General features: G+C 58.7%; 19 protein-coding genes and 1 riboswitch. Of the genes, 10 read left to right on the top strand and 9 right to left on the bottom strand.

Translation table 11 applies throughout. The annotated features are described in order from the left end of the window. Positions 1 to 43 precede the first annotated feature (43 nt). From ASF29_RS19420 to ASF29_RS19385, 8 genes are all read right to left on the bottom strand, one after another. Entirely contained in the window at positions 44 to 2,701 is a 2,658-nt protein-coding gene (locus tag ASF29_RS19420) for a nitrate reductase (protein WP_062452277.1), read from the bottom strand. Between the two features lie 2 nt (positions 2,702 to 2,703). Next, entirely contained in the window at positions 2,704 to 3,033 is a 330-nt protein-coding gene (gene nirD / locus ASF29_RS19415) for a nitrite reductase small subunit NirD (protein WP_062452276.1), read from the bottom strand. Between the two features lie 102 nt (positions 3,034 to 3,135). Further along, the gene (gene nirB, locus ASF29_RS19410; RefSeq protein WP_062452275.1) at positions 3,136 to 5,586 is read right to left on the bottom strand and encodes a nitrite reductase large subunit NirB; all 2,451 of its coding nucleotides are present in this window, start codon (positions 5,584 to 5,586) and stop codon (positions 3,136 to 3,138) included. A 5-nt stretch (positions 5,587 to 5,591) separates the two neighbouring features. Then, a complete protein-coding gene (locus ASF29_RS19405; protein WP_062452425.1) occupies positions 5,592 to 6,389 on the bottom strand; it encodes an ABC transporter ATP-binding protein in 798 nt (265 codons plus the stop codon). A 71-nt stretch (positions 6,390 to 6,460) separates the two neighbouring features. Beyond that, positions 6,461 to 7,357 carry a nitrate ABC transporter permease gene (gene ntrB / locus ASF29_RS19400; protein WP_062452274.1) on the bottom strand — a complete coding sequence of 299 codons (897 nt, stop codon included), beginning with the start codon at positions 7,355 to 7,357 and terminating at the stop codon, positions 6,461 to 6,463. 63 nt (positions 7,358 to 7,420) lie between these two features. Continuing rightward, positions 7,421 to 8,719 (bottom strand): CmpA/NrtA family ABC transporter substrate-binding protein, encoded by a 1,299-nt coding sequence (locus tag ASF29_RS19395; protein WP_062452273.1) that lies wholly within the window; start codon positions 8,717 to 8,719, stop codon positions 7,421 to 7,423. A 368-nt stretch (positions 8,720 to 9,087) separates the two neighbouring features. Further along, on the bottom strand, positions 9,088 to 10,374 hold the full coding sequence (locus ASF29_RS19390) for a CmpA/NrtA family ABC transporter substrate-binding protein (protein ID WP_156462737.1): 1,287 nt from the start codon (positions 10,372 to 10,374) through the stop codon (positions 9,088 to 9,090). Positions 10,375 to 10,405: 31 nt separating this feature from the next. Beyond that, positions 10,406 to 10,993, bottom strand: coding sequence for an ANTAR domain-containing response regulator (locus ASF29_RS19385; protein ID WP_062452423.1), 588 nt, complete (start codon positions 10,991 to 10,993; stop codon positions 10,406 to 10,408). A gap of 150 nt (positions 10,994 to 11,143) precedes the next feature. On the opposite strand from ASF29_RS19385, the gene ASF29_RS19380 reads away from it, so the two are divergent. The 10 genes from ASF29_RS19380 (at position 11,144) to ASF29_RS19335 (ending at position 22,227) form a co-directional block, all read left to right on the top strand. Beyond that, positions 11,144 to 11,857 (top strand): FadR/GntR family transcriptional regulator, encoded by a 714-nt coding sequence (locus tag ASF29_RS19380; RefSeq protein ID WP_062452272.1) that lies wholly within the window; start codon positions 11,144 to 11,146, stop codon positions 11,855 to 11,857. Positions 11,858 to 12,252: 395 nt separating this feature from the next. Then, positions 12,253 to 13,728 carry an amino acid permease gene (locus ASF29_RS19375; RefSeq protein ID WP_062452271.1) on the top strand — a complete coding sequence of 492 codons (1,476 nt, stop codon included), beginning with the start codon at positions 12,253 to 12,255 and terminating at the stop codon, positions 13,726 to 13,728. Beyond that, positions 13,725 to 14,687, top strand: a complete 963-nt coding sequence (locus tag ASF29_RS19370) for an asparaginase (RefSeq protein ID WP_062452270.1) — start codon at positions 13,725 to 13,727, stop codon at positions 14,685 to 14,687. Before ASF29_RS19375 ends, ASF29_RS19370 begins: the two co-directional genes overlap by 4 nt. Before the next feature lie 63 nt (positions 14,688 to 14,750). Then, entirely contained in the window at positions 14,751 to 17,090 is a 2,340-nt protein-coding gene (locus tag ASF29_RS19365) for a glucose/quinate/shikimate family membrane-bound PQQ-dependent dehydrogenase (protein ID WP_062452269.1), read from the top strand. A gap of 157 nt (positions 17,091 to 17,247) precedes the next feature. Then, complete coding sequence (locus tag ASF29_RS19360; RefSeq protein WP_062452268.1) at positions 17,248 to 17,877, top strand: hypothetical protein; 630 nt, start codon at positions 17,248 to 17,250, stop codon at positions 17,875 to 17,877. 153 nt (positions 17,878 to 18,030) lie between these two features. Continuing rightward, a riboswitch (cobalamin riboswitch) is annotated at positions 18,031 to 18,259 on the top strand. A gap of 251 nt (positions 18,260 to 18,510) precedes the next feature. After that, positions 18,511 to 19,476, top strand: coding sequence for an ABC transporter substrate-binding protein (locus ASF29_RS19355; protein WP_244473610.1), 966 nt, complete (start codon positions 18,511 to 18,513; stop codon positions 19,474 to 19,476). Between the two features lie 3 nt (positions 19,477 to 19,479). Then, positions 19,480 to 20,499 (top strand): iron ABC transporter permease, encoded by a 1,020-nt coding sequence (locus ASF29_RS19350; protein WP_062452266.1) that lies wholly within the window; start codon positions 19,480 to 19,482, stop codon positions 20,497 to 20,499. Continuing rightward, on the top strand, positions 20,496 to 21,293 hold the full coding sequence (locus ASF29_RS19345) for an ABC transporter ATP-binding protein (RefSeq protein ID WP_062452265.1): 798 nt from the start codon (positions 20,496 to 20,498) through the stop codon (positions 21,291 to 21,293). Before ASF29_RS19350 ends, ASF29_RS19345 begins: the two co-directional genes overlap by 4 nt. Continuing rightward, a complete protein-coding gene (locus ASF29_RS19340) occupies positions 21,290 to 21,736 on the top strand; it encodes a pseudoazurin (protein ID WP_082453587.1) in 447 nt (148 codons plus the stop codon). The genes ASF29_RS19345 and ASF29_RS19340 overlap by 4 nt, the downstream gene beginning before the upstream one ends. 179 nt (positions 21,737 to 21,915) lie before the next feature. Continuing rightward, entirely contained in the window at positions 21,916 to 22,227 is a 312-nt protein-coding gene (locus ASF29_RS19335; protein WP_062452264.1) for a hypothetical protein, read from the top strand. A gap of 30 nt (positions 22,228 to 22,257) precedes the next feature. Here the strand turns inward: ASF29_RS19335 and ASF29_RS19330 are convergent, their stop codons facing one another. After that, positions 22,258 to 23,274, bottom strand: coding sequence for an NAD-dependent epimerase (locus ASF29_RS19330; protein WP_062452421.1), 1,017 nt, complete (start codon positions 23,272 to 23,274; stop codon positions 22,258 to 22,260). Positions 23,275 to 23,286: the final 12 nt, after the last annotated feature.

The raw sequence follows: 23,286 nt of genomic DNA, 5'->3' as shown, positions 1-23,286 counted from the left end.
TTCATGATAATCACAACCCCTTTAGAGCGTGAAACACAGGCAATCACTCCGCTGCGGTCTTCATGCAACCCTCGATGATCCCTCTGATTTCTGCGCGGCAGGAGCCGCAATTCGTGCCCGCGCTCAAGGTATTGCCGATGTCTTCGACTGTGTGGCAGCCATCGCGGATGGCGGCGGTGATCTGATTGACGCCGACATTGAAGCAGGAGCAGACCGTTGCGCCGGGGTCTGCCTTGCCCGCCCCGGGGCGACCGGCAACAAGGGCAAAGCGCGTGCGCAAATCTTCGTGGCGAGCGGAAAGTTGGGAAATTGCCCAGTTGCGCGCGACGCCAACGGGCTTGTCGGCGACGAACAGGGCGGCCAGCAACGTCTCGCCATCAAAGAAGGCGAGGCGGACTTGATGGGTGCTGTTATCGGCATAGCCGATGGGTTCGATGCCGACATCGATGCCGAAAACGCTGTGCGCCCAACCGCTCCAGTTTTCGGGTATCTCATCGAACGCCATCTCCAGACGATAGCCGCCGTCGGCTTTTGCCAGCGCCCAATAGGCGCAATCGAGAGCCTGCGGTTTTGCCTGCGTTACCGCGAAGGCATAGGCTTTCGCCTGAAAACGGCGTGCGATAACGGCGACGTTTTTCGATGCCGGTTGGCCGGAGAAGGGGTCCGTTACCGGTGGCACCAGCCTGTCGACGCGGGCATTGGCGGCGAACTGGTCGTTCCAGTGCATCGGCACGAAGATGTTGCCGCGCGCCTGCCGTTCTGTGACCAGCGCCCGCACGATGATCTTGCCGAGCGGGCTTTCGATTTCCACGAGATCGGCGCTGTCTATGCCTGCATCCATGGCATCGCGCGGGTGCAGCTCAACGAAGGGTTCTGCGAGGTGGGATGACAGGCGGGCGCTTCTGCCGGTGCGCGTCATGGTGTGCCACTGGTCGCGAATGCGGCCGGTGTTGAGCGTCAGCGGATACTCTGCATCGCTTCGGGATGTTTGCGGCAGGGCGGTGCTGAGGAAGCAGGCCTTTCCATCGGCATGATAGAATTTTCCGTCTGCGAAGAAGCGCGTTGTCTCGCGGTGTCCAGAGGCGGGCTGCGGCCAGTTGAAGGGGGGCAGGCCGTCATAGGCTGGCTTTGTCAGCGTTGAATATGCACCGATATCGAAATCACGCGAACCATCGTTTTCGAAGGCGGATAGATTGGCGTGTTCGATGAAGATTTCAGCTGGGCCGGTGTAATCGAATGCCTCGGCAAAACCCATACGGCGACCAACCTGCGCCAGTTGCCACCAGTCTGCTTTGGCGTCTCCCGGTGCGGGCAGATAGCCGCGCTGGCGGGAAATGCGGCGCTCGGAATTGGTGACGGTTCCGTCCTTTTCGCCCCAGCCCAGCGAGGGCAGGAGGACATGGGCGTATTTTGCCGTGTCGGTGGTTGCGAACATGTCGGAGGCGACGACGAAAGGGCAGGCTTTCAATGCGGCTTCGACGGCGCTGGCATCGGGCATGGAAACGACGGGGTTCGTTGCCATGATCCACAGCGCCTTGATCCGGCCATCGGCCACCGCCTGAAACAGATCGACGGCCTTGAGGCCCGGTTTGTCTGCAATGGCGGGTGAACCCCAGAAGCGCTGAACGCGGTCGCGGTCATCGGCATTTTCGATGGCCATATGGGCGGCCAGCATGTTGGCGAGACCGCCGACCTCGCGACCACCCATGGCATTGGGCTGGCCTGTCAGTGAAAACGGTCCCATGCCCGGTCTGCCGATCCGGCCGGTTGCCAAGTGGCAATTGATGATGGCGTTGACCTTGTCTGTGCCGCTGGCCGACTGGTTGACGCCCTGGCTGTAGCAGGTGACGGTCTTTTCCGTGCGCTCAAAGATTTCGTAGAACTGGATGAGTTCGGCAATGGTCAGTCCAGTTGCCTCCGCAATCTCGGGAAGGCTGTATTCCTCAGCGGATTGGACCGTAGCATCGAAGCCGTTCGTGAAGCTCTCAACATAGGTTCGGTCGACGGCGGGGCCGTTGGCGAGATGGGCAAGAAGGCCGGTAAACAGCGCCACATCGCCATCCGGGCGGATGGCCAGATGCATGTCGGCAATATCGCATGTCATGGTGCGGCGCGGGTCGATGACGACGATGCGCATATCCGGGCGCTCTGCCTTGGCGGCGGCGAGACGCTGGTAGATGACCGGATGGCACCATGCGAGATTGGAGCCAGTGAGGATGACGAGATCAGCCTCGAAAATATCCTCGTAGAGACCCGGCACCGTATCCGAGCCGAAAGCGCGGCGATGGCCTGCGACGGAGGAGGACATGCACAGGCGCGAATTCGTATCGATATTGGCCGAGCCGATGAAGCCTTTCATCAGCTTGTTGGCGACGTAATAATCTTCCGTCAGCAATTGGCCGGAGACGTAGAAGGCGACCGCGTCCGGTCCGTGTTCGGCAATGGCATCTGCAAATTTCGAGGCTACGAGATCAAGCGCGTCGTCCCATTCGACCCTGGCACCATCCACCTGCGGATAGAGCAGACGCCCGTCCAGATCGATGGTTTCGGCCAGTGCCGAGCCCTTGGAACAGAGCCGTCCCAGATTGGCAGGGTGATCGGGATCGCCTTTGACGGTGACAGCGCCATCGTCTTCGATCTTCGCGATCACGCCGCAGCCGACGCCGCAATAGGGACAGGTGGTCTTGACCTCTTGTGCCATGCTCACTCCGCCGCGATCATGAGGCTTTCGATTGCTATCGACAGCTTGCCGTCCACGTTGCGAACGGGAATGGTGCGCACCGCACCTTCGTCCGCACCTAGCGCCTTGCCGGTTTCGAGCGAAATTACCCAATTGTGCAGCGGACATGTGACCGATGCTCCGTGGACGATGCCCTGGCTTAAGGGGCCGCCCTTGTGCGGGCAATGGTCCTCGATGGCATAGACGTCGTTGTCTGCCGTGCGGAACACGGCGATCTTGCCCGATGGCGTTTTCACGCAGCGTGCGCCGCGCAGAGGAATGTCCGAGATATCGCCGATATCGACCCAGTTCATTGCGTTCATCCTGTCCTTGTCGATGATGTCTACGGGTGGGCGGAAACTCCTCTTTCCGCCCACCCGACTGCCCACGCGTCCGTCACGCCTTGCGGCGGTCGGTCACTCTGCGGCTTGATTGAAGCCGATGGTCGCCATCGGTTTGAACTCGTGCTTGTGTTCGCCGGACACGCGCTCCGACCACGGATCGACCTGCGCGAATTTCTGGCTGAAGACGAAGCGCTCGAAATAGGCCTTGCGCTTTTCGGCATCACCCATGATCTGACGGCGAACCTCGTCGTAACCAATGCGCTTTGCCCATTTGTAGATGCGCTCCAGATAACGGCCCTGTTCGCGGTACATCTGCGTCAGCGCCACGATATGCTCCAGCGCCTCGTCCTCCGTCTTAACGAGGCCGAGAACTTCCGTGCCCTTGATGTCGAGACCGGCAGCACCGGCAAAGTGGATTTCATAACCACTGTCGACACAGATCACGCCGATATCCTTGCAGGTGGCCTCGGCGCAGTTGCGCGGACAGCCGGAGACGGCCAGCTTCAGCTTGGCCGGTGTCCAGGAACCCCACATGAACTTCTCGACGCGAATGCCGAAGCCGGTCGAATCCTGTGTGCCGAAGCGGCACCAGTCCGAACCGACGCAGGTTTTGACGGTGCGCAGGCCTTTTGCGTAAGCTTGACCGGAGATGAAACCGGCCTTGCCGAGATCGGCCCAGACGGCGGGCAGGTCTTCCTTTTCGATGCCGAGAAGGTCGATACGCTGGCCACCGGTGACCTTGACCATCGGTATCTCGAATTTGTCGACAACGTCTGCGATCGCGCGCAATTCGTTGGCATTGGTCACGCCGCCCCACATGCGCGGCACGACTGAATAGGTGCCGTCCTTCTGGATGTTGGCGTGAACACGCTCGTTGATGTAGCGCGACTGGTAATCGTCGGCATATTCATCCGGCCAGTCGGAAACGAGGTAGTAGTTCAGTGCCGGGCGGCATTTTGCGCAGCCGCAGGAGGTCTTCCACTCCAGTTCCTGCATGACAGCGGGAATGGTTTTCAGACCCTTTGCCTTGATCAGACGACGAACGTCATCATGGCCAAGCTCTGTGCATGTGCACATGGGCTGAACGGCAGCCGGGTTATAGCTATCGCCCAGCGTCAGCGTCATCAGTTGTTCGACAAGGCCCGTGCAGGAACCGCACGAAGCCGAGGCCTTGGTGTGGGCGCGGACATCGTCCAGCGATGTCAGCCCCTTGCCCGTGATGGTGGAGGTGATTTTGCCTTTGCAAACGCCGTTACAGCCACAGATTTCCGCATCATCCGGCAAGGCTGCAACGGCCGCCATAGGGTCCAGTGGGGACCCTCCCTGATAGGCTTGGCCGAAAATGAGTGTGTCGCGCATCTCCGAAATATCGGTCGCTTTTTTCTTCAGGTCGTTGAACCACGCCCCATCGGAGGTTTCGCCGTAGAGAACGGTGCCGATGATGCGATTGTCCTTGAGGATCACGCGCTTGTAGACGCCTGCGGTGGCATCGCGCAGCACGATTTCCTCACGGTCATCGCCATCGGCAAAGTCACCGATGGAGAAGAGATTGATGCCTGTGACCTTAAGCTTCGTCGGCGTGTCTGCATGCACGAAGGCCGGTGTGGTATCGCCCGCCAGATGCGAGGCGGCAACCCGTGCCATTTCGTAAAGCGGGGCGACGAGGCCATAGACCATGCCATCCACCTCGGCGCATTCACCGACCGACAGAATATCGCCGTCCGATGTCTGCATGCCCGCATCCACGACGATGCCGCGATTGACGGCGAGACCTGCGTCCTTCGCCAGACCCGCATTGGGCCTGATACCAACCGCCATCACCACCAGCGTGGCCGGGATAATGGTGCCGTTGTCGAGTTCGATGCCCTCGACCTTGTCGGTGCCGACAATCTGCTTGGTGTTGGCCTTGGTGATGACCTTGATACCGCGATCTTCCATCGCTTTTTGCAGAAGGTAGCCCGCTGCCGGGTCGAGCTGACGCTCCATCAGCGTCGGCATCACATGCAGCACGGTCACGTCCATGCCGCGTATGGAAAGACCGGCGGCGGCTTCCAGCCCCAGCAATCCGCCGCCGATGACGACGGCCTTTGCGCGGGATTGGGCGGCCAGCAGCATGGCGTCCACATCATCCAGATCGCGATAGGTGATGACGCCGGGCAGGTCCTTGCCGGGAACGGGGATGATGAAGGGAACGGAGCCGGTGGCGATGACCAGCTTGTCATAGCTTTCCGTCACGCCACGGTCGGAGGTGACGGTTTTCGCCGCACGGTTGATGTTGACGATACGGTGGCCCTTATAGAGCGTGATGCCGTGCTGGATATACCAGCCATCGCCATGGATGATGATGTCCTCGTAGGACTTCTCACCCGACAGCACCGGCGACAGCATGATGCGGTCGTAATTGACGCGGGGCTCGGCGTTGAAAATCGTGACTTGATATCGCCCCGGTGCTTTCTCGAAGAGTTCTTCCAGCATGCGCCCGGGGGCCATGCCGTTTCCGATGATGACAAGTTTCTCTGTCATGTTGGTTACTCCGCAGCTTCGACGAAGCGATGACGTTCGTAGAGGAACTTCAACACGGCTTCGCGGCATTTCAGATAGGTTCGGTCGGATGCAAGCTCGATGCGGTGGCGCGGCCTTGGCAAGGGAACATCGAGAATTTCGCCGATATGGGCTGCTGGTCCATTGGTCATCATGACGATGCGGTCCGAGAGCAGCACGGCCTCATCCACGTCGTGGGTGATCATGACCATGGTGTTGCCGAGACGGGCGTGGATTTCCATCACCGCATCCTGCAAATGGGCGCGGGTCAGGGCATCGAGTGCACCGAAAGGTTCATCCAGCAGCAGGATTTTCGGCTCCATCGCCAGCGCGCGGGCAATGCCGACACGCTGCTTCATGCCGCCGGAAATTTCAGATGGCTTCTTGTCCTTGGCATGGGCCATCTGCACGAGGTCCAGATTGCGCATGACCCAGTCGTGGCGCTCAGCCTTGGTCTTGGTGTAGCGGAACACCTTTTCGACGCCGAGATTGACGTTCTCGTAGACGCTCAGCCACGGCAGCAGGCTGTGGTTCTGGAACACCACGGCACGTTCCGGGCCGGGCTCGTTCACTTCCCGGTTTTCCAGGAGAACGACGCCGGAGGAAACCTTGGTCAGGCCCGCGATGAGGTTCAGCATGGTGGACTTGCCGCAGCCGGAATGGCCGATGACCGAGACGAATTCGCCCTTGCCGATGGTCAGGTTGATGCCCTTCAGCACCTCTGCGCGGGTGCCGCCCTTGTCGAAATATTTGTCGATGTTATCGAGCTTTAGATAGGCGTTCATCATGTATTTCTCCTTTGACGCAAACCCGAACGGAAAACCGGTTTCCACTTTTCCTGGAATTGCTTGCCTTCTCAGTTGGCCGCTGCGCCGCGGGTGATGACATTGCCGAGTGCTGCGACCAGCTTGTCCAGCACGAAGCCGACGACGCCGATGTAGGCGAGGGCGACGATGATGTCGGGCAGGCGCGAGGAATTCCACGCATCCCAGATGAAGAAGCCGATGCCGACGCCACCGGTCAGCATTTCAGCGGCGACGATGGCAAGCCACGAGAGGCCGACACCGATGCGCAGACCCGTGAAGATGTAGGGCGCGGCGGATGGCAGCATGATCTTGTAGAAGAACTCCAGCTGGTTCAGCCGCAGCACCTGCGCCACGTTGCGGTAATCCTGCGGGATGTTGCGCACGCCAACGGCGGTGTTGATGATGACGGGCCAGATGGAGGTGATGAAGATCACGAAAATGGCCGATGGATTGCTGTCCTGAAAGGCAGCCAGCGACAGCGGCAACCATGCCAGCGGCGGCACGGTGCGCAGCACCTGAAAGATCGGGTCGAGACCGCGCATGGCCCAGATGGACTGCCCGACGACCGCACCGAGGATGACACCGGCAACGGCAGCAAGGCCGAAACCATAGGCCACGCGCTCCAGCGAAATCAGAACCCGCCAGCCCAGCCCGATATCCTGCGAGCCGTTGACGAAAAACGGATAGACGATCAGGTCGTAGCTTTCCTGAAACACCTGGCTCGGCGGCGGCAGCGTTGCGCCGGGGGCGGAACAGAGCATCTGCCAGACGACCAGCATGATCACCAGCACGACGAGCGGCGGAACGACGTTGCGGGCGATAGTAGCGGCGATCTTTTTGGCGTTCAGTGCCGGTGCCTTGCGGCGGTCGATGGCAATCACGGTGCCGCTTTTCGGAATGGCGGTGGCCGTTGCCATGCTGTCTGTCTTGCGGGCGGTTGCGGTCATGGGTCTATCCTGTTTGCAAGAGGTCCGTGCCCCTCACCCCAAGAGGGAGGGGCGAGAGCGTCTTTAAGATGCGGCTTTGATCGAAAGGCTTTCGAGATAGGCGGATGGGTTTTCCGGGTCGAAAACCTTGCCATCGAAGAAGGTCTCCTTGCCGCGGGATTTCGATGTCGGGATATCGGCAGCAGCAACACCCAGATCCTTGGCCGCTTCGCGCCACAGGTCTTCACGGTTGACCTGGGATACCAGTGCCTTGATGTCGGTGTCGGGCGCGAACTTGCCCCAGCGGACATTCTCGGCAAGGAACCAGCTGTCGTGGCTCTGGAATGGATAGGACGCGCCGTCCTTCCAGAACTTCATCTGCAAATCCGTGCCATGGGCCACACGGCCATTGCCGTAATTGATGTCACCCTTCAGGCGACCCAGCACGTCCTTTGGCGGAACGTTGAACCATTGGCGCTTGCCCAGAATGGCGGACATTTCGTCCTTGTTGTCCATGCTGTCGCACCATTGCTGGGCTTCCATCACGGCCATGAGGATGGCCTTTGCGGCGTTCGGGTTCTTCTCCACCCAGTCGGCGCGCATGCCGAGCGCCTTTTCAGGGTGGCCCTTCCAAAGCTCGCCGGTGGTACAGGCGGTAAAGCCGATGCCCTGGTTGACCAGCTGCTCGTTCCAAGGCTCGCCCACACAGAACACATCCATGTTGCCAACCTTCATATTGGCAACCATCTGCGGAGGAGGTACGACGATGGTGGAGACATCCTTGTCCGGGTTGATGCCGCCAGCCGCCAGCCAGTAACGAATCCACAGATCATGCGTGCCACCCGGAAACGTCATGGCCGCCTTGATTTCCTTGCCCTCGGCCTTCTTTTTCTCGAACGCCGCCCTCAGCTTGGACGCATCCAGCTGCACGCCGGTATCGGCATATTCCTTGGCAACAGAGATGCCCTGGCTGTCGAGGTTGAGGCGGGCAAGAATGGCCATCGGCACGGGCACATTGTTCTGCGTCACCTTGCCGGTGTGGATGAGGTAGGGCATGGGGGTGAGGATATGTGCGCCATCAATACCATTGGACGCGCCGCCGAGAACGAGATTGTCGCGCGTTGCACCCCAGGATGCCTGCTTGGCAACTTCCACATCCGGCATGCCGTATTTGGCGAAGAGACCTTTTTCAGAAGCGACGATGAGCGGGGCGGCATCCGTCAGCGCGATGTAACCGAGCTTGGCGCCGGTGACTTCTGGAGCAGCGGTCGCGGCAAATGCGCCGGATGGGAAAGCGGATTTCATGGCCGTGATCAGGGCTGCGGTGGCAGTGGTCTTCAGCATGCCGCGGCGGCTTATGGTGCCGGTGAATGTCGGTTTCATTCGCATGTTCCCCATTTTTGATCCGCCGTTCTGGCGCTGTTTGCGAAAGGTAAAAATAAAAAAACGCCGCTCGGAGATTGCGTTTGCCGGGAGGGAGGTCCCGGTCAGCAAAAACCTTGCGACGTCAGTGTCGTTGGTAAGCAGCAGTGAAGTGCTTTTATCCTCGATCGCCGTTGACCGAGTGTTTTATACAAAGCAAACGTTGTGCCAGTTTGATTGAGCTTGAATAAGCTTCTGATATGAAATCGTTATTTCAGGAAGGTGTATTGTTTGTTCAAAATTTAATCGCGAAGCTAGCGGCTCATATTTTGCGCACATGATGTCCGTACGGCTTTTTCGGTGCGCAGCATTTGTGCAGTGCGTTACAGTCAAGCGTCTTCAGGGTTGGCGGAACCGAGGTTGCCAGCACTGACTGTGAAGCCTCTCACATAGTCTTCAATCGCGCTTGGATCGAAGACGTGGCCATCCATGAAGCGGTCGCCATCCGTGTTACCTTCGATGCGCGTATCGGCCTCCGGCGGTGTGTTGTCCGCGCCCAAAGCATTGCGATAGAGATCGCTGCGATAGGCGGATGCTGCGGCTTCCGTGGCTTGTTGCGTATAGCGAGCCTGCCCCCAGCGGATCATCTGGCTGTAAATCCACAGCGCCTGACTTTTGCGCGGATAGTTCGCGAAATTATCGTGGAAAGTGAAATAGCGCTCGATCACGCGCTGATTGCCCTGCGCATCGACGCTGAAGCGTCCCGCCAGTACCTGACGGATGATCTCCACCGGTGCGGCGATGTATTTCGCATCCGCCAGTGTCTCGGCCAGTGCGCCGTGATTGTCGGCTTGGTCGCACCAGCGGGCGGCGGCATCCAGCGCCACCAGCAGACGGGAGACGGCTTCGGGCTGTGCATCCGCCCATTCGGGGCGCATGCCGATGACCTTTTCCGGTGCCGATGGCCAGATATCCTGCTTGGCGGCGACGATGCGGCCTATGCCGCGTTCGCTCGCAACCATGTTCCACGGCGCGCCAACGCAGAAGCCGTCGATAGCGCCTGCGGCCAGCGCATCTGACGTCAGCGGCGGCGGCACCACGACGAGTTTTACGTCTTGGTCAGGGTCAATGCCGCCAGCCGCCAGCCAGTAGCGGAATTCGTAATTGTGTGAGGAGAAGGGGTAGGTCACGCCGAAGGTTGGGGTGGCTTCGCCGCGTACGCGCATTTCATCCAGCAGTGTCTTCAGCGACTTGGCATTATCCAGTGCGCCAGCGGTTTCGGACAATCCCGTCACCTCGCGCATGCGGGCAAACAGCCGAGTCGACAGCGTAATCGCATTGCCGCCACGCCCGAGCGAAAACGGCGTGATGGTGGGCGAGGGGTTGGAGCCGAGATCCAGCATCGAGGCGACCGGCATGGGAGATAGCATGTGGGCGATATCGAACTGGCGAAAGGCCAGACGGTCGCGCACATTGGCCCAGGACACGTCTTTCACAAGATCGAGCTTCAGACCTTCCTTCTCCGCAAAGCCAAATTCGGCGGCGGCGATCAGAACGGACGCATCGACCAGCGGAATGAAGCCAGCCCGCAGCGTGCGTTGGCGGTCATTGCCGATCAAGGCAGGCCCGGTCTCGCCGCTACCGCTCTTCGTTACCTTGCTGACGATGGTCGTCATTTCCTATGCTCCATTTCCTCGCCTGCGCCGCTCACATCAACAGGCTCGCAGCCGTCACGACGCTTTGCGCAATCTCGGACAGTTTTTTCTTCTCGTTCATGGCTGTCTGGCGCAGAAGGGCAAAAGCCTCTTCTTCCGAGAGACCGCGCATCTTCATCAGAATGCCCTTGGCGCGCTCGACGATCTTGCGGTCCTCCAGCGCCGACTTCGCGTCCGCCAATTCCCGTTGCAGGCGGCTGAAGGCGTTGAAGCGGCTGACCGCCATATCGAGAATGGGCTTGACGCGCTCTTTCTTGAGCCCGTCGACAATATAGGCCGAAACGCCCGCTTCGACGGCGGCCTCGATGGAGGCCGTATCGGAGCGATCCACGAACATCGCAATGGGTCGGCCCACCGTTCGGGTCAATTGGAACAAGTGCTCCATCATATCGCGATTGGGATTTTCGATATCGATGACGATGACGTCGGGACAGAGCGTGTCGATAATGCGTGCGACGCCATGGACTTCATGTATGACCGTGACGCGGTCATGCCCCGCCTCCCGCAGGCCTTCCTCGATAATGGAGGCGCGGATAGCGTTTTCGTCGATCACCAGTATGGTCAGGTCGCGGTGCGTCATGGTCGAATAGATGCCGCAGCGCACAATGAAATGCAATCTTTTTCGGCTGGCCTATAAAATAGGCATTCAGACATATTTCTTTTATATTTAACACTGCCTCTCGCCGCGCAGTCCCTTGACAACATAGCCTGCTTTAGAAAATGTCGTCTCATGAGTGCTGGGGCGGAATGGTTATCCAAAACAAACCCGATTAGCCGGAAAAGTGCGGCTGAATCGGTCTTCGAGGATTTGCGACAGGCAATTGTCTCCGGACGATTGGCCGTGGGAACACGGCTGCCAGCAGAAACGCATCTGGCGGAAAAATATGGGGTCAGTCGTCCCATCGTTCGCGAAGCGCTACGCTCGCTGCAAACGCTCGGAATGACGCAAACTCGCACCGGCAGCGGCACATTCGTTCTGACTGATCAGCCCAGCCGCGAGTTGAATTATAGCGGCTATTCGGCGCGCGATCTGATCGAGGCGAGACCATTCATCGAAGTGCCCGCCGCCGGTTGGGCCGCCCTTCGGCGCAGCCCTGAACAGATGACTCGCATCCTCAAGCTTTGCGACGCCATGGATGCGCAGGAAGACCCGCATAAATGGGTCAAGCTGGATTCCGAGTTTCACAGTGCCATTGCGGAAGCATCGGGCAATTCGCTTTTTGCAAAAGTCGTCGCAGATGCTCGCGATTCTCTCAGCCAGCAATCCGAATTGTTGAATATCATGGCCCACAGACGGATCGCCTCGAATGTCGAGCACCGGCTGATCGCGGAGGCCATTGCGGTCGGGTCAGGGGAGACTGCCCGGAGTGCCATGGAGGCCCATTTGGGTCAGGTCAAGCAGGTCGTAACATCCATCATCGGCGAAGAGCAGGCACGGGTTTAGCAACGTCTCTCTCAATTTGCATTTCAACGCCCGACGCGATGCAGATCGACATTGTTATGGGGCCGTCAATGATGAGCTTGGGAGTTCATCTCGGACTTTGATTTCTTCTTGTCCAGAATGCTGTGTGACCTCGACCCCGTTTGACACGTTCGAACCCATCACTCTGCTAAACTGATTTTTCCGACCATCAGCCCTGTTTTGCGACGATGGAGCTTGGCCGATGAGGGTTGACGGAAGAAAGGAAGGCCAGTATCTGGCTTTAATCTGTCTTGCAGCATTACAGAAATTTTGCATTTTTATTTGCCGTTGTCGTACCTAATCCGCCGGTTATCGGCAGCCCAGATCAGTCCTGATGGAATGAATCTGTTGGCGGCATAAGCTCTTAGGGAGGGGCCATGTCAGTGAACAACTCAAATCAGACCCATCATGAACGCCAGGTCGAGCTTGCGGAAGAGGCGGGATATCACAAAGCGCTCAAGCCGCGACAGGTTCAGATGATCGCGATTGGTGGTGCTATTGGTACCGGGCTCTTCCTGGGTGCGGGTGGTCGCCTTGCCGTTGCTGGACCTGCTCTGATTTTCGTTTATGCCCTTTGCGGTTTCTTTGCCTTTCTCGTGCTGCGCGCGCTGGGCGAGCTCATCATGCACCGCCCGACATCCGGTTCCTTCGTGTCCTATGCCCGCGAGTTCTACGGCGAGAAAATGGCGTTTGCCGTCGGCTGGATGTACTGGCTGAACTGGGCCATGACGTCGGTTGCCGATGTGACTGCCGTCGCTATCTACATGAATTTCTTCAAGCAATATGTCCCGTGGATGCAGGGTATCGACCAGTGGGTCTTTGCTCTTGGCGCGCTCATCATCGTGCTGGCCATGAACATGCTGTCGGTCAAGGTCTTCGGTGAACTGGAATTCTGGTTCAGCCTCATCAAGGTGATTGCTCTCGCCACCTTCCTTGTGGTCGGAGTGTATTTCGTCATTTTCGGTACGCCCATCGAGGGCCACGTCACTGGCTTCAGCCTGATTACGGACAATGGCGGCTTTTTCCCCAACGGCATTCTGCCTGCCTTCATCATCGTCCAGGGGGTGCTGTTCGCCTATGCCTCGATCGAGCTGATCGGTACGACGGCGGGCGAAACGGAAGATCCCCGCAAGGTCATTCCCGGCGCGATCCGCACCGTCGTTTTCCGCCTGCTGGTCTTCTATGTCGGCTCCGTGCTGCTTCTGTCGCTGCTTTTGCCCTATACGGCTTACAAGGCTGGCGAGAGCCCGTTCGTGACCTTCTTCGGCTCCATCGGCATCGAAGGTGCAGATATCATCATGAACCTCGTGGTGCTGACGGCTGTCTTGTCGTCGCTGAATGCCGGGCTTTATTCCACCGGGCGTATTCTTCACTCTATGGCCGTTTCCGGCTCTGCACCGGCGGCACTTGCTAAAATGAACAAGGCAGGCGTGCCCTATGGCGGGATTGCAGTGACGGCTGTCGTCACCGTCATCGGCGTTATTCTCAATGCCATCGTTCCCGCCGCTGCGTTCGAAATTGCGCTGAATGTAGCCGCACTTGGCATTATTTGCGCGTGGAGCGCCATCGTGTTATGTCAACTCAAGCTGTGGCACCTGTCGCGGCGGGGGGAAATGAACCGTCCTGATTTCAGACTATTTGGCGCGCCATATACCGGCATATTGACGCTTGTCTTCCTCTTCGCTGTGCTGGTCTTGATGGCATTTGATTATCCTGCCGGTACGTGGACGGTCGGTTCGCTCATCATCATCGTGCCGGCCCTGATTGCGGGTTGGTACATGTTGCGCGGTCGTATTCACGAACTGGCGAAAGCCGACACGTCGAAAAGCGCGGTTGCGCGGGGACAGAAGTGAAGAGTTTGGAATCGAAATTGCTGGTGGCCGTCATAGCCACCGGCGGGACAATTGCCAGCAAACGCGACGAAAGCGGTGCAGCCAAGCCCTCGCTTTCGGGCGAAGCCCTTATTTCAGGCCTGTCCAAGGCCAATACGCTGGTCAAGCCGGTCGAGCTCATGGCCAAGGATTCTTCAAGCCTTACCATTGCCGACATGCAGCACATCAGTCGTGCGGTAGGGCAGGAGCTTGCCGATCCAGACGTTGCGGGGGTCGTCGTCCTCCATGGCACAGATGCCATGGAAGAAAGCGCGCTTCTGGTTCATCTCCAGCATCGGCTGAACAAGCCCGTGATTTTCACCGGCGCGCAATTTACCGCAGATCACCCCAACACGGACGGTCCATCCAATCTCTCCGACGCGATTTCGGCGGCGGCCGATCCGGCGAATGGCGACAGGGGAGTCTTGCTGTGTTTCGCGGGCAGGCTTTTGCCCGCATGGGGGCTCTACAAGCGCTCATCCGACGATCCCGATGCATTCGATCTGGCAGGCGATATCGGCGGGCCGCAATGTCCGATCTTCGACGGATCGGTCGAGGATGTTCGTGTGGATATCGTCGCAATCTATCCAGGGTGTGACGCCACGCATGTCGATGCCAGCCTGAAGGCGGGCATCGCCGGTATCGTGCTGGCCGCACTCGGTTCCGGTAATGCCAATGCCCGTATCGTGGAAGCGGTCAAGCGCTGTGCCGATGCCAATGTACCCGTCGTCGTTTCCAGCCGCGTTCCAGCGGGTCGTCTCGTCGCCGGTTATGGCGGTGGTGGTGGCGGGCATGACATGGGTGCGGTGGGAGCGATTCACTCCCGGACGTTGCGGGCAGGGCAGGCCAGAATTCTACTCGCGGCGATGATTGCCTCATCCAAGACGCATGACGAGATGGCTATCGCTTTCGATGATTTTCGAAAAATGGCAAAAGCGTGATTTTTTCAGGAACCTTTGTGATCTGACCTCGTTTCCCGCGTGGGAGACCACCGGGGGCTTTTTATGGCAGTCACATCCACTGCAGTCGTCCTGACGCTTATTGGACTTGCAATTTTCGGTTTCGGTTCTCAGCTCGTTATGCTGGGCGGAAGCTTTTATTATGCATTGGCAGGCATCGCCTTCGTGGTGACCGCCATTTTACTTTTTAAAAGAAACAAGGCGGCATTGCATTTCTATGCCGCTTTCGTCGTCGCGACGCTTCTTTGGGCGTTGTGGGAAGTTGGTTTTGACTGGTGGCAACTCGGACCGCGTGGCGGCTTTATCATCCTCGTCGGGATGTGGTTGCTGATGCCGTGGATCAGAAAGCCTCTGGGGTTCAAGAGCCCGACTGGCGCGACCTATGGCGCCAATGCCGTTCCACTGTTGACCGCCGTTCTGGTATCCGTAGGCGCTGCCGCCTTCGCGATGACGCAGGATCCGCACGATCTGGAAGGCAATCTTCCAGACGAGGTCGTAAACGCGTCGCCATCCTATGGAAACGACGTGCCCGACAATGAATGGCATCAATACGGCCGCACCTCCTATGGCCAGCGTTATTCACCTCTCACTCAAATCAATGCCACCAATGTCGGTGGCTTGAAGGAAGCCTGGCGCTACCAGACCGGTGATGTGAAACTCCCAGACGACGTCGGCGAAACGACCTATCAGGTGACGCCGTTGAAGGTTGGCAATTCGCTTTATCTTTGCACGCCGCACAACTGGGCGATTGCCGTGGATGCGGCGACGGGCAAGGAAAAATGGAAATATGACCCCAATGCGGGCATGAACCCGGATCGTCAGCATCAGACGTGTCGTGGTGTAACCTATTACGCTGATCCGTCTGCACAGGCTGGCTCGCTCTGCGCCGCTCGCGTCTACCTGCCGACTTCGGATGCGCGTCTCATTGCGCTTGATGCCGCAACGGGTCAGGTTTGCACGTCATTTGCGGATCAGGGAACGCTGCATCTACAAGCTGGTATGAAATATAACCCTGCCGGCTACTACTATTCCACATCCCCACCCGCAATCGCTGGCAACAAGATCATCATCGGCGGTGCCGTCAACGACAACTATTCGACGCAGGAACAGTCCGGCGTTATCCGTGCGTTCGACGTCAACACGGGTGCCCTGGTCTGGAACTGGGATTCTGGAAACCCGTCGCAGACCCAACCGCTTCAGCCGGGTCAGACCTATACGACCAACTCTCCCAACAGCTGGTCAGTATTCAGCGTCGATGAAGCGCTTGGGCTCGTCTACATTCCCTTGGGAAATCAAGTTCCGGATCAACTCGGCATGGGTCGGAGCGAGAATGTAGAGAAATATTCCTCTTCCATCGTGGCGCTGGATGTTAACACCGGACAGGACAAATGGGTCCGCCAGTTTGTCCATCACGATCTCTGGGACATGGATGTTCCTGCGCAGCCGGTCCTTCTGGATATCACCAAAAAGGATGGGCAGACGGTTCCGGCGTTGGTTGGGCCTACCAAGCAGGGCGATATCTACGTGCTGGACCGCCGCAGTGGCGAGCCTATCCTTGCGGTGACAGAAGAGAAAGCGCCGGGCGGAGCAATCCCCGAGGACTTCAGTGCGCCGACACAGCCGACTTCGGCTCTGTCCTTCAAGCCCGACAAGCTAGAGGAAAAGAACATGTGGGGTGTCTCCATGTTCGATCAGCTGGCTTGCCGCATCAAGTTTCATCAGCTGAATTACGAAGGCCGATACACGCCACCATCGATAAATGGTTCGCTGATCTATCCTGGCAACTTCGGGACCTTCAACTGGGGCTCGGTTGCGGTCGATCCCGAGCGTCAGGTTATGTTCGGCATGCCGACCTATCTTGCCTTCACGTCACAGCTCGTGCCGCGCGATCAGATCCCGCCGAAAGGGCAGGACGAAAAGGGTAGCGAGCAGGGCCTCAACCGAAACGATGGTGCGCCTTACGGCGTCTTGATGGGGCCGTTCCTCGGACCGCTCGGCGTTCCCTGCCAGGCGCCGCCATGGGGTTACGTTGCGGGGGCCGATCTGCGCACCGGCGATGTCGCCTACAAGCATAAGAACGGCACGGTCTATGACATGACGCCGCTGCCACTGCCCTTCAAGGTCGGCGTTCCCGGTATCGGCGGCCCGATGATCACCAAGGGTGGCGTAGCGTTCCTGGGAGCCGCTGTTGATAACTACTTGCGTGCTTACGATCTGACGTCCGGCAAGCAACTGTGGGAAGCACGTCTTCCCGCGGGCGGGCAGGCGACGCCGATGACCTATGCCATGGATAACGGCAAGCAATATGTGGTCATGGTTGCGGGTGGTCACGGATCTGTCGGCACGAAACCGGGTGATTACGTCATCGCCTACACGCTGCCCTGATCTGCTTTCACGAAGTCGCCGCCTTGTGTGGCGGCTTCCATTGTTTTGACGCCTGGATCGAGCACCTGGTTCTTCGGGCTGTCTCAAGACGACACTGGTGGATTTCGCCCACGGCCACCGGCGGTTTGAGACGACTGGGCTCCTGAAGGAAAACAAGATGCGTTCCCTTTCCACGATCATTTCCAAGACGTCTACGACTGCGATGACCGGTGTCCTGCTGGCCATGGCGACCTGCGTTGCGGCGCAGGCGGCCGATACGGTTCGCGTGCGCGGCACGGTCGAAAGCCTCGATGGCACGACGCTGTCGGTCAAAACCCGCGAGGGTGCCAATGCCAAGATCATGCTCAAGGATGGTTGGCAGGTTTCAAGCGTCGCCAAGGCCTCGGTCGATGACATCAAACCAGGCGATTATGTCGGCATCGCCTCCCTGCCCACAGCCAGTGGCGGAGATGGCGCTCTGGAAGTTCTGATTTTCCCCGCAGCCATGAAAGGCACCGGCGAAGGCAGTTATGCATGGGACCTGAAACCGAATAGCACCATGACCAACGCGACTGTCGCCGACGCCGTCAAATCGGTCGATGGCCGGACGCTTACGGTCGCTTACAAGGGCAAGGAAAAGAAGATTTCGATCCCGGATGGCACGCCCATCGTCACCTTTGCGCCCGCCACAGCCTCCGATATCAAGGCTGGTGCCACGGTCTTCGTGCCGTCCGAAAAGGCCACGGATGGCTCCATGTCCAGTGGTCGGGTCGTGGTCGGTACCAACGGCGTCGTTCCGCCGATGTGAGGCTACCGGAGTCTTAGACAGTAACACGTGGATACAGCAATTTGCGAATGGCCGGGAAAACGCTCCCGGCCATTTTTCTAGCCTCCGCGCAAACAGCTTGCTTTGATATGTAATAACATTACAAAAGAGCTGCTTGACGGCGTATGTCGAATGAGTCTATCTGGTTGTGACGGTTCCAAGCGAGCAATCGTGAGGAATAATAGGGAATACGGTGAGGACGTGTTGTGTCCGATGCCGTGGCTGCCCCCGCAACTGTGAGCGGATTGTCGAACCCTTTGACGCTTTTCTAAGCGTCATGCCACTGCGAAGCGATATCGCGGGAAGGTCGGGTGAAGACGCAAATCCGTGAGCCAGGAGACCTGCCGTCATAAGTTCATTCCAAGTCACGGGCGGGGTTGCCCGGAACAGGAGACGTCATGATTGCATCTAGCGCCTGCCGCGCCTTATTCCATCTGTCATGTCCCGGTTTCGGATCGCCCCAATGCTGCGTTGGTGCGGACTGACTGTCTAAACATGCTCATAAGCGGCTGCAGATGTGCAGTCCATGACGATCGGGGACTATCGAAAATGACATTCCATTTCAGACGGGCCATCTGGGCTGCAACTTTTGCTGCAGCGACAATCGGCGCATCCATGTCTTCGGCACAAGCAGCCGAAACGACATATCCGCTGACGCTCAAGAATTGCGGGCGCGACGTGACATTCACCCATGCGCCGGAGCGGACCGTTTCCATAGGTCAAAGCACCACCGAAATCCTCTATCTGCTGGGTCTGTCCGACAAGGTCGTCGGTACGGCGGTGTGGATCGGCCCGGTCATCAAGGGTTATGAAGAGGCCAATGCCAAGATCGACCGCCTGGCCGATAACGACCCGAGTTTCGAAAGCGTGCTGGCGAAGAAGCCTGATCTCGTCACGGTGCAGTTTCAGTGGCATGTCGGGCCGGAAGGCATTGTTGCCAAGCCGCAGCAGTTCGAAGAGCTTAAAATCCCAGTTTACACCTCGCCTGCCGATTGCACCGGCAAGGACAACACGGGCGGCGGCGACGGCGTACGTCATTCGGTCTTCACCATGGACCTGATTTATCAGGAAGTCACCGAACTTGCACAAATCTTCAATGTGCAAGACAGGGGCGAAAAGCTCGTGGCCGATCTGAAGGCTCGCGAAGAAGCGGCACGCAAGAAGATTGCCTCTGCCGATGGCAAGCTCTCCGCCGTGTTCTGGTTCTCCAGTGCAGAGCTGGATATCGACCCCTATGTTGCAGGTAAGAATGGTGCGCCGGGCTACATCATGTCCGCGCTTGGTATCAAGAACGTCATCGATAGTGAAGAAGAGTGGCCGACGGTGGGTTGGGAAACCATTGTCAAGTCGCAGCCGACCCTTGTCGTTGCCGGTAAAATGGACCGCAGGCGGTTTCCGGCTGACGATATCGTGGTCAAGGAGAAGTTCCTGAAGGAAGATCCGGTCACGAGCCTCATGCCTGCGGTCAAGCAGGGGCGCATCGTTGAAATGGATGCGCAGGCCATGAACCCGACCATCCGCACCATTGATGGCATTGAAGTTCTGGCCGACGCCGTCGTCCATCTCGGACTTTCCAAGTAAGCCATGGGTGCCTGTTTCACCCTTGCCCGTGCCGCGTTGATCGCGGTCGGGTGTCTGCTCCTGGCGCTCTGGCTGGGTGCAGCCATCGGCGAGACATCCATTCCCATGGATGTCGTCGCCAAGACGGTCGCAAACCGTGTGTTCCACGCAGGCTATCCGCTGGATGCCATCGATGAAGGCATCATCTGGAACTACCGCCTCAGTCGGGCGGTGGTGGCGGCCTGCTGTGGTGCGGCACTGGCCATGTCGGGCGTCGTGCTTCAGTCGCTTCTGCGAAATCCCTTGGCCGATCCCTATATTCTGGGGATTTCGGCGGGGGCTTCGACCGGTGCTGTTGGCGTTGCCATTCTAGGCTTCGGCGCTGGTATGCTGACCATGCCGCTTGGCGCATTTATGGGTGCAATCGTGGCATTTGCGCTGGTCAGTCTGCTGGCCTTGCGGGCTGGCAGCGGCAACAGCGCCATCATTCTCGCAGGCGTCGCTGGTTCGCAGCTCTTCAACGCGCTGACCTCCTTCATCGTGACCAAGGCGGCGAATGCCGAGCAGGCGCGCGGCATCATGTTCTGGTTGCTCGGCAATCTGTCCGGTGTTCGTTGGCCGGATGTGTGGCTGGCCTTGCCTGTTGCGGTTGGCGGTTTCGTTGTGTGTCTGTGGCATGCTCGTGCTCTGGACGCCTTTACCTTCGGCTCCGAATCCGCTGCCTCTCTCGGCATACCGGTGCGCCGCGTCTACATTATTCTGACCGGCGTTTCCGCCTTGATGACCGCCATCATGGTCAGCATCGTCGGCTCCATCGGCTTTATCGGTCTCGTTATTCCCCATGCCGCGCGCATGATCGTCGGCGTTCGCCATGGTCGTCTTCTGCCCGCTGCCGCCTTGACGGGGGCGGTGTTCATGATTGCTGCCGATATTCTGTCGCGCACCATCATCGCAGGGCAGGTCCTGCCCATCGGTGTCATCACCGCCTTGTTCGGCGCGCCCGCTTTCGCTCTCATTCTCAGCCAGCGACGGAGGGCGGTATGATGCTTTCAGCCCAGGATGTCTGCTGGTCTGCCGGTGGCGTGAACATCGTCAAAAATGTCAGTCTGGAGATCAGACCGGGTGAATTTCTAGGGATCGTCGGGCCGAACGGCTCTGGCAAGACGAGCCTCATGTCGCTCCTCTGCGGTATTCGCAAATCGAAATCCGGCGAGGTGACGCTGGATGGTAAGGCGATGCAGGACATGAACCGCCGGGACGTCGCGCGCTCCATCGCATTCGTCGAGCAGCAGGCGGAAACGCAGGAGCGGATCAATGCGCGTCAGGCCGTGGAGCTGGGCCGCACACCCCACATTGGTGCTTTGTCGCCATGGTCGGCGCAGGATGATGCTATTGTGGATCAGGCGCTGCGAGATGTGGACGCCGAACATCTTGCAAAGCGCATGTGGCATACGCTGTCCGGCGGGGAGCGGCAGCGTCTGCATATCGCCCGGGCGCTGGCGCAAAAGCCCAATATTCTGCTGCTGGACGAGCCGACCAACCATCTCGATATCGGCCATCAGATTGCGCTTTTGCATCTGGTGCGCCAGCAGCGGCTGACCGTTGCCGCCGCTCTGCATGACCTCAACCATGCGGCCATGTTCTGCGACCGGGTGGCCGTCATGAAAGGTGGCAAGCTGGTTGCGTTGGGCAAGCCATCCACCGTGTTTACCGTCGATCTGATCGGCGATGTCTTCGGTGTGGCGGTGGATGTCGAGCGCGAAGATCGCGACATCTGCCATATCCGCTACCGACCGCCCCGCGATGAGACCTTATCGAATTCAAGGATCGTAACATGAGCATTGTTCGAACGCTTTCCGCTGGCCTGTTTCTCGCTTGCCTCGCCATCTCTCCGGCGCTCGCAGAAACATTCGAGGTGAAGATGCTCAATCAGGGTGAAAAAGGCTCGATGGTGTTCGAGCCGGATTTTCTGGCCTTGAAGCCGGGTGACAAGGTCAGATTCATCGCCACCAACAAGAGCCACAACGCCGCGACCATCGATGGCATGGTGCCGGAGGGCGCGACCGGCTTCAAAGGCAAGATCAATGAGGAAATCGAAGTCGCCTTCGATCATCCCGGCTTTTACGGCATCAAATGCTCGCCGCATTACGGCATGGGCATGGTGATGCTGATCAAGGTTGGGGACGCCACGCTTCCGGAAAGCTACAAGGCGATCAACCATCCCGCCCGTGCAAAACCGCGTTTCGATGCGCTGATGGCCGCTGCCGAAGGCAAGCCTTAAACCGCCATACGACTTTGCGGGATGCGCATCCGTTTTCGGCGGCGCGTCTCTTGAATTGGGAAGACGGCCTCCCACATCTGGATCAACCCGCTGGTCCGGGCCCCTCTGGTGAAAGTCTCGGCGCTTTCACGATGTCGGACCTTTTCCGATGTCTTCGCCGAGTGTGCAGAGGTTAGACCATGATTTCCGATATTGCCGCGTGGTTCATCACGCTTTTCGTTCTCAATCCAATCCAGGCTGATGTGCAGGAGCGCATGCAAGGCGTCAACGCGTCGGCGCAGTCCATTCAGCAATCCCAGCAATGTATTGCAGCGCAGGGGCCAAAACTGCTTCAGCGTGCTGGCGAAGACCCATCATGGGCGATCGCTACTGCGGCTGGCTACACGCTCGGCTGGACGTCACCGGTGCAATTGCTCGATGCGAACGATCCGAATTGCGCCGAACTCACCCGCCTGTTGCAGGCCGGTGAGGGCGAAGAGGCGAATAGCTAAGGACTATCAAAAATCCGGCGGCCTGAGATATCAGGCCTTGCCGGATTGCCAGTTGCGATACCAGTCCACAAACGCGGCAACGCCGGTTTCGATGGTGATATCTGGCGCGTAGCCTGTCAGCGCCCGCAACAGATCGGGCGAGGCGAAGGTGCGCGGCACATCGCCCTGCTGCATAGGCAGCATGTTGCGGATGGCCTTCTGGCCCAGAACGTCTTCCACCGTTTCCACGAAACGCATCAGTTCCACCGGCTGGCCGCCGCCGATATTGACGACGCGGAAGGGCGCGTGTTTCGACAGCGTGTCGGTCACGCCTTCTTCCGTCACGCGGTTGTCTTCCGAGGGCGGTATGTGGCTTAGCCGCACGATGCCTTCGACCAGATCGTCTATGTAGGTGAAATCACGGCTCATCTTGCCTTCGCCGTAGATGTCGATGGGCTGGCCCTTCAAGATCGCATCCACGAATTTGAACAGCGCCATATCCGGGCGACCCCACGGGCCATAGACCGTGAAGAAACGGAAGGCCGTCGTCGGCACCTTGTGCAGATGGGCGTAGCTATGCGCCATCAGCTCCATGGATTTCTTGGTGGCAGCGTAGATCGTCATTGGCTCGTCGGCGCGGTCGCTTTCGGCGAAAGGCACTTTTTCATTGGAGCCATAGATCGAGGAGGTGGAGGCCAGCAGCAGGTGCTTGGGCTGCAGGTTTTTCGCCAGTTCCAGAATATTCCACGAGCCGATGAGGTTCGAGCTGACATAATCCTTCGGGCAATCGATGCTGTAGCGAACACCGGCCTGTGCCGCGAGGTGGATGATCACTTCCGGCTCTGCCAGATCAGCGGCGCGGTTCAGCGCATCCGCATCTTCCAGCATGCCGATCTGGGCCTTGAAGCCGTTGGACCGGGCCAAAATGGCGTGGCGTTTTTCCTTCAGCGCAACATCGTAATATTGCGTCATGCCATCGAAGCCGACGACGAAATGACCGTCGTCCAGCAAACGCTTTGCCAGGTGAAAGCCGATGAAACCCGCCGTGCCGGTGATCAGATATCGCATGTTTTCGCCTTG

The sequence above is a fragment of the Rhizobium sp. Leaf262 genome (assembly GCF_001422245.1).
Taxonomy (GTDB): domain Bacteria; phylum Pseudomonadota; class Alphaproteobacteria; order Rhizobiales; family Rhizobiaceae; genus Agrobacterium.
This window is presented reverse-complemented; position numbering and strand designations above follow the sequence as displayed.

What these genes read in the sequence shown, in the direction of transcription:
- ASF29_RS19420 (WP_062452277.1), bottom strand. Translation starts at nt 2,701, where the DNA reads ATGGCACAAGAGGTCAAGACCACCTGTCCCTATTGCGGCGTCGGCTGC.
- nirD (WP_062452276.1), bottom strand. Translation starts at nt 3,033, where the DNA reads ATGAACTGGGTCGATATCGGCGATATCTCGGACATTCCTCTGCGCGGC.
- nirB (WP_062452275.1), bottom strand. Translation starts at nt 5,586, where the DNA reads ATGACAGAGAAACTTGTCATCATCGGAAACGGCATGGCCCCCGGGCGC.
- ASF29_RS19405 (WP_062452425.1), bottom strand. Translation starts at nt 6,389, where the DNA reads ATGAACGCCTATCTAAAGCTCGATAACATCGACAAATATTTCGACAAG.
- ntrB (WP_062452274.1), bottom strand. Translation starts at nt 7,357, where the DNA reads ATGACCGCAACCGCCCGCAAGACAGACAGCATGGCAACGGCCACCGCC.
- ASF29_RS19395 (WP_062452273.1), bottom strand. Translation starts at nt 8,719, where the DNA reads ATGAAACCGACATTCACCGGCACCATAAGCCGCCGCGGCATGCTGAAG.
- ASF29_RS19390 (WP_156462737.1), bottom strand. Translation starts at nt 10,374, where the DNA reads ATGACGACCATCGTCAGCAAGGTAACGAAGAGCGGTAGCGGCGAGACC.
- ASF29_RS19385 (WP_062452423.1), bottom strand. Translation starts at nt 10,993, where the DNA reads ATGACGCACCGCGACCTGACCATACTGGTGATCGACGAAAACGCTATC.
- ASF29_RS19380 (WP_062452272.1), top strand. Translation starts at nt 11,144, where the DNA reads ATGAGTGCTGGGGCGGAATGGTTATCCAAAACAAACCCGATTAGCCGG.
- ASF29_RS19375 (WP_062452271.1), top strand. Translation starts at nt 12,253, where the DNA reads ATGTCAGTGAACAACTCAAATCAGACCCATCATGAACGCCAGGTCGAG.
- ASF29_RS19365 (WP_062452269.1), top strand. Translation starts at nt 14,751, where the DNA reads ATGGCAGTCACATCCACTGCAGTCGTCCTGACGCTTATTGGACTTGCA.
- ASF29_RS19360 (WP_062452268.1), top strand. Translation starts at nt 17,248, where the DNA reads ATGCGTTCCCTTTCCACGATCATTTCCAAGACGTCTACGACTGCGATG.
- ASF29_RS19355 (WP_244473610.1), top strand. Translation starts at nt 18,511, where the DNA reads ATGTCTTCGGCACAAGCAGCCGAAACGACATATCCGCTGACGCTCAAG.
- ASF29_RS19350 (WP_062452266.1), top strand. Translation starts at nt 19,480, where the DNA reads ATGGGTGCCTGTTTCACCCTTGCCCGTGCCGCGTTGATCGCGGTCGGG.
- ASF29_RS19345 (WP_062452265.1), top strand. Translation starts at nt 20,496, where the DNA reads ATGATGCTTTCAGCCCAGGATGTCTGCTGGTCTGCCGGTGGCGTGAAC.
- ASF29_RS19340 (WP_082453587.1), top strand. Translation starts at nt 21,290, where the DNA reads ATGAGCATTGTTCGAACGCTTTCCGCTGGCCTGTTTCTCGCTTGCCTC.
- ASF29_RS19335 (WP_062452264.1), top strand. Translation starts at nt 21,916, where the DNA reads ATGATTTCCGATATTGCCGCGTGGTTCATCACGCTTTTCGTTCTCAAT.
- ASF29_RS19330 (WP_062452421.1), bottom strand. Translation starts at nt 23,274, where the DNA reads ATGCGATATCTGATCACCGGCACGGCGGGTTTCATCGGCTTTCACCTG.